Source organism: Streptomyces silvae (assembly GCF_016745505.1).
In the GTDB taxonomy this organism is placed as follows: domain Bacteria; phylum Actinomycetota; class Actinomycetes; order Streptomycetales; family Streptomycetaceae; genus Streptomyces; species Streptomyces silvae.
On sequence record NZ_JAERUC010000143.1, the window covers coordinates 75647 to 81933 of the forward strand.

A 6287-nucleotide genomic window follows, 5' to 3' on the forward strand; every position below is an offset into this window, starting at 1 on the left:
CTAGGCGGGAACGATGTTCACCAGCTTCGGCGCCCGCACGATCACCTTGCGGATCCCGGCTCCCCCCAGGGCGGCGACGACGTTCTCGTCGGCCAGGGCCAGTGCTTCCAGGTCCTCGTCGGAGATCGACGGGGCGATCTCCAGGCGCGCCTTGACCTTGCCCTTGATCTGCACCACACAGGTCACGGTCTCGTCCACGACGTACGCCGGGTCGGCGACCGGGAAGTCCTGGTGCACGACGGACCCGGTGTGGCCCAGCCTGCGCCACAGCTCCTCCGCCACGTGCGGCGCCAGCGGTGCGATCAGCAGCACCAGCCGCTCGGCGACCGACCGCGACAGCGGCCCGCCCGCCTTCGTCAGGTGGTTGTTCAGCTCCGTGACCTTGGCGATCGCGGTGTTGAACCGCATCCCCGCCATGTCCTGGCCGACACCGTCGATGGCCTTGTGCAGCGCCCTCAAGGTGTCCTCGGCGGGCTCCGTGTCCACGACGGTGACCTCACCGGTCTCCTCGTCGACGATGTTGCGCCACAGCCGCTGCAGCAGCCGGAACTGACCGACCACGGCCCGGGTGTCCCAGGGACGCGAGACGTCCAGCGGGCCCATGGCCATCTCGTACAGCCGCAGGGTGTCCGCGCCGTACTCGCCGCAGATCTCGTCGGGCGTCACGGCGTTCTTCAGGGACTTGCCCATCTTGCCCAGGACGCGGCTGACCTTCTCGCCGGCGTGGTAGTACGCCCCGTCGCGCTCCTCGACCTCGGTGGCCGGGACCGCGATACCGCGGCTGTCCCGGTAGACGAAGGCCTGGATCATGCCCTGGTTGTACAGCTTGTGGAACGGCTCGGCGGACGAGATGTGCCCCAGGTCGTGCAGCACCTTCGACCAGAAGCGGGCGTACAGCAGGTGCAGCACGGCGTGCTCCGCCCCGCCGACGTACAGGTCGACGCCGCCGGTGGGCTGTCCCTCGCGCGGGCCCATCCAGTACTGCTCGATCTCCGGGTCGACCAGCTTCTGGGAGTTGTTCGGGTCCAGGTAGCGCAGTTCGTACCAGCAGGAACCGGCCCAGTTGGGCATGGTGTTGGTCTCGCGGCGGTACTTCTTCGGGCCGTCGCCCAGGTCCAGGGTGACGTTGACCCAGTCGGCGTTCCGGGACAGCGGGGTCTCGGGCTGGGTGTCGGCGTCCTCCGGGTCGAAGGTGCGCGGCGAGTAGTCCTCGACCTCGGGCAGCTCCAGCGGCAGCATCGACTCGGGCAGCGGGTGGGCGATGCCCTCCTCGTCGTACACGATCGGGAAGGGCTCGCCCCAGTAGCGCTGACGGCTGAACAGCCAGTCGCGCAGCCTGAAGTTGACGGTGCCCTCGCCGACGCCGTGCGCCTGCAGCCACTCGGTGATCTTCGCCTTGGCGTCGACGACGCCCAGGCCGTCCAGCGAGATCTCGTCGTTGGCGGAGTTGACCAGCTTCGCCTCGTACGAGGCGAAGGCGTCGTCCCACGTGGAGGGGTCGGTCCCACGGTCGTCCGACGGCTGGACGACACAGCGCATCGGCAGCTCGAAGGCGCGCGCGAACGCGAAGTCGCGCGCGTCGTGCGCCGGTACGGCCATGATCGCGCCGGTGCCGTATCCCATCAGGACGTAGTCGGCGATGAAGACGGGCACCTTCTCGCCGCTGACCGGGTTGGTCGCGTACGCGCCGGTGAAGACGCCGGTCTTGTCCTTGGCCTCCGCCTGCCGCTCCACGTCGGACTTGGCCGCGGCCTGCTTGCGGTACGCGGTGACGGCCTCGGCCGGGTTCGCGTGGCCGCCGGTCCACACCGGGTGGGTGCCTTCGGGCCAGGCGGCGGGGATGATCCGCTCGACCAGCTCGTGCTCGGGCGCCAGCACCATGTACGTCGCGCCGAACAGGGTGTCCTGCCGGGTGGTGAAGACGGTGATGTCACCGGCCCCGTCCACCGGGAAGTCGACGCGCGCGCCCTCGGAACGGCCGATCCAGTTGCGCTGCTGCAGCTTGATGGCCTCGGGCCAGTCCAGCCCGTCCAGGTCGTCCAGCAGCCGGTCCGCGTAGGCGGTGATGCGCATGTTCCACTGACGCAGCTTGGCCTTGAAGACCGGGAAGTTGCCGCGCTCGGAGCGGCCGTCGGCCGTGACCTCTTCGTTGGCCAGCACGGTGCCCAGCCCGGGCGACCAGTTGACCGGTGCGTCCGAGGCGTACGCCAGGCGGTACTGCCCCAGGATGTCGGCGCGCTCGGCGGCGCTCAGCGCGCCCCACTCGCCGCCGCCGGGGACCGGCCGCTCACCGCTCTCGAACTGCGCGACCAGTTCGGCGATCGGGCGGGCCCGGTCGGCCTCGGTGTCGTACCAGGAGTTGAAGATCTGCAGGAAGATCCACTGGGTCCACCGGTAGTACTCCGCGTCGATCGTCGCGAACGAGCGGCGCTTGTCGTGGCCCAGGCCCAGCCGGCGCAGCTGGACCTTCATGTTCTCCATGTTGGCCTCGGTGGAGGCCCGCGGGTGCGTGCCCGTCTGCACGGCATACTGCTCGGCGGGCAGGCCGAAGGCGTCGAAGCCCAGGGTGTGCAGGACGTTGTGCCCGGTCATCCGCTGGTGGCGGGCGTAGACGTCGGTGGCGATGTAGCCCAGCGGGTGACCGACATGCAGGCCGGACCCCGAGGGGTACGGGAACATGTCCATGATGAACTTCTTCGGCTTGGCGGCCAGCTCCGGGTCGCCTGCCAGGTCACCGGTCGGGTTCGGTGCCTCGTACGTCCCCTCGGCGTCCCAGAAGTCCTGCCAGCGTGCCTCGATGTCGGCGGCCATCGCTGCCGTATAGCGGTGCGGCGCGGCCACCTCGGCCGCGGTGTTCGTCTCGCTCATGATTCTCAAAGCTCCATCGATCGTCATCTGCCGGCGCCCACGTCTACGGACACACGTCTACGGAAACGAAAAATCCCCTCGCACAGGAGGGGACGCCGCGCCGAGTCCGACCAGGCATTCTCACCGGTCGGGAATGATCAGCGCGGCTCGCTAAGCAGAAGGCGTACGGCACGCATGGCGTCAGGGTACCGCACGGGCCCGGCACCCGGCCCGGCACATACGCGGCCGTGGAGCTCCTGCGGCCCGGCACCTCCACGCCCGGAAGGCACGCGATCCGCGCGAATCTTCCACATGACCCACACACTCCGGGGGTTACTCCGCGTACTGCCCCCTATCGGGGCAACAGTTCAAACCTCGTACCGGCCGGTAAACGGCGACCTAGCATGCGGCAACGGGACCGCTTTGCCGAGCCATTCGGAGTCGCCCCCCATGAACCCTCATCGCAGGATCCGTTCGTCTCCCTCCCTGAGTGACGGCCCAGGGATCAGCCGCCCGGTGCAGGGCGGGCTGACCGTCGCGGCACTGGTGCTCATCCCTCTGCTCGCCGTCGCCGGGAGCGACGGCATGCGTGCCACGTTCGACTTCACCACCGGCGTCCTGACGCTGGTCTCCCTCACCGCTGCGGTCGCCTGGGGCCTGCTGGCCACCGACCGCGTCTTCCTCTCGACCCGCCAGCGGCTCATCTGCCAGGGCATCCACCGGGCCACCGCGGTCACCTCACTCGGCTTCCTCCTGCTGCACGGCACGGTGAAGGTCGCCCTCGGCCACGTCGGACTGCTCGGCGCCCTCATACCGTTCGGCACGGGCGTGAGCGGCACGGCCGGGCTCATCGGCTTCGGTTCGCTCGCCGGGCTGCTGATGATCATCGCCGCGGCGACCGGGGCCATGCGCAGCGCCTTCGCCACACCGGGCAGGATCGCCGGCCGCTGGCGCGCACTGCACGCGCTCGCCTACCCGGCCTGGTGCGCCGCCCTGGTGCACGGCCTGTACGCCGGCCGGCAGCCCGCGACCTGGGTCGTCGTGATGTACATGCTCTGCCTGACGGCGGTGGCCGCGGCACTGGCCCTGCGCCTGCTTCCCGGCCCGGCCAAGCGCCGGCTCACCGATCTGGTGACCGGCCTGATCGGCGCGGACGTCCCTCCCGCGGCGGATCCGGTCATACGCGCCTCCCCGCTCCCCGGACCCGAGCACGCCCCTCCCCCCGCCGGCCGGGGCCTCCCGCCCGACGCCCCCGGCTGGGGCGACGAACGCGGCGCACTGGGTACACCGGTCCGCCCCCGGACCCTCTCCGCACCGCCACCGGAAGTCTCCGCCCACGACCCGCGGGAGCCACAGACGTACACCCGGCCGCTGTACGGACAGCAGCAGTACGGCTCACCCTCGTACGAACCGTCCCCGTACGAAACGCCCCTGTACGAGCCCCCGCAGCGCAGCCCGGAGCACGAGGCGCGCAGCCCCGAGTACGAGCCCCCGCCGCGCAGCTCCGAGCGGCTCACCCCGGGCGCGGTTCCGGCCCCGCCCCCGACGGGCCCACGGCCGGGCATCTCCGCCGCGTACCGTGCCGTCTCCCGGCCCTCCGTGAGGCCTCCGGAGCGCACGGACAGCCGTTGGCCCACTCCGTCCCCCGCGCCCCCGGCGCAGGCGCTCAGGCCGCCGTACACCCCATCCCCGAGTCCCAGCTCCGTCTCCGGCCAGGAGACCGAGCAGCTGCCGGGACCGCTCTACCCGCCTCCGGCAGGAGAGCCCTGGCACGCACCGGCAGGAGACCGACCGTGAACGTCCCCCTCCCCGATGTGCCCGAGGTCCGTGTCGTCGGGCTCCCCCAGCTGACCACCGGCTTCGACCTGGTGGAACGCCTCGACCTCGCCATGCATCTGAAGGTGCACGGCCCGCTCGAGCCGATGACCGGGGAGCGCCTCGCCGAACTGGCCGAGGCCATCTCCCTGCGCGGCCGGGGCGGCGCGGGCTTCCCCTTCGGGAAGAAGCTCCGCGCCGTGGCGAAGGCCTCCATACGGCGCGGGGTGCGGCCCGTCGTCGTGATCAACGGCAGTGAGGGCGAGCCCGCCTGCCGCAAGGACACCGTGCTGCTCAACCGCACCCCGCACCTCATCCTCGACGGGGCACTGCTCGCCGCCGAGGCGCTCGGGGCACGCACCCTGGTCGTGGCGGTCACACGTAACTCCACGGAGATCTCCGTACGGTCCGCCCTCGCCGAACGCGGCCTGTCCGACCGGCGCGGACAGCATCTCCGCGCCCGGGTGGTGCGTACCCCGGAGCGCATGGTCTCCGGCGAGGCCTCCGCGGTCATCCGGGCCGTGAACGGCGGCCCCGCCCTGCCCCCGGGCCGCCGCGAGCGCGCCGCGGAGTCCGGCGTGGGCGGCGCCCCGACCCTCCTGTCCAACGCGGAGACGTACGCACAGCTGGCGGTCGCCGCACGGCTCGGCTCCCGTCGTTACGGGCACACCGGCCTCCCGGACGAGCCCGGGACGGTCCTGCTCACGGTCTCCGGGGCCGTGGCACGCCCGATGGTGATCGAGGTGCCCACCGGAGTGCCCCTGCGTTACGTCCTGCAGCTGGCCGGCGCCCCGCCGCTGCCCCAGGGCGTACTCACCGGCGGCTATCACGGCAACTGGATCGACGCGGTCGCCACGCACGACGCCATGGTCTCCAGAGCGTCCCTGGCCGGGGCGGGCGGAGCACTGGGCGCCGGCGCCATCCTGCCGATCGGGCCGGAGACCTGTCCGATCGGCGAGTCGCTGAGGATCGCGAACTGGCTGGCGGCCGAGACCGCGGGCCAGTGCGGCCCCTGCAAGCTGGGGCTGCCCGCTGCGGCGGGCGGCCTCTCCGACGTACTGAACGGCGGTGGCCCCGCCGCCCTGGAGGCGCTCGGCGAGGTGACCCAGGCGGTGAAGGGCCGCGGGGCGTGCAAGCACCCGGACGGCTCCGCCCGCTTCCTGGCCTCCACCCTGTCGGCGTTCACGGACGACCTGGCGGCGCATGTGCTGGACGGCGGCTGCGGGCGGGAGACGCTCGGGGTGCTGCCGCTGCCGTCCCCCGGCTACGAGGATCTGGAGGAGTCCATCCCGAGCGGCGAGAAGCTGGCGGTGGACTGGACGCTCTGCCAGGGGCACGGGCTGTGCGCGGACATCGTTCCCGAGCTGATCAGGCTGGGTCCCGACGGCTACCCGGCGCTCGCGGACGCCGCCGTTCCGATGCACCTGCGGGGCAGGGCCCAGCGTGCCGTGCGACGGTGCCCCGCGCTGGCCCTCCGCATCGAACAGGCACCCGCCGAACGCCCCGCGCTCCCGAGCGCGCAGCGCAGGGCCCTGGGGAGCGGACGCGGCTGACCGGGTCGGACCCACTCGGCGAACCGGGATGTGACGGGCACAACAAGAAGCGGGTCATCCGATTCGGATGAC

At 71.8% G+C, this 6287-nt stretch carries 3 protein-coding genes; 2 read left to right on the forward strand and 1 reads right to left on the reverse strand.

Translation table 11 applies throughout. The features are described from left to right. Entirely contained in the window at positions 1-2868 is a 2868-nt protein-coding gene (leuS, locus tag JKV81_RS22080; RefSeq protein WP_129262882.1) for a leucine--tRNA ligase, read from the reverse strand. Positions 2869-3297: 429 nt separating this feature from the next. Here leuS and JKV81_RS22085 point away from each other — a divergent pair, with 429 nt between their 5' ends. Both JKV81_RS22085 and JKV81_RS22090 read left to right on the forward strand, forming a co-directional pair. Next, positions 3298-4644 carry a ferric reductase-like transmembrane domain-containing protein gene (locus JKV81_RS22085; protein ID WP_202077383.1) on the forward strand — a complete coding sequence of 449 codons (1347 nt, stop codon included), beginning with the start codon at positions 3298-3300 and terminating at the stop codon, positions 4642-4644. Then, positions 4641-6215 (forward strand): NADH-quinone oxidoreductase subunit NuoF family protein, encoded by a 1575-nt coding sequence (locus JKV81_RS22090; RefSeq protein WP_129262886.1) that lies wholly within the window; start codon positions 4641-4643, stop codon positions 6213-6215. Before JKV81_RS22085 ends, JKV81_RS22090 begins: the two co-directional genes overlap by 4 nt. The last annotated feature ends 72 nt before the right edge of the window (positions 6216-6287 follow it).

Coding starts and splice junctions, on each gene's coding strand:
- leuS (WP_129262882.1), bottom strand. CDS start 2,868: ATGAGCGAGACGAACACCGCGGCCGAGGTGGCCGCGCCGCACCGCTAT.
- JKV81_RS22085 (WP_202077383.1), top strand. CDS start 3,298: ATGAACCCTCATCGCAGGATCCGTTCGTCTCCCTCCCTGAGTGACGGC.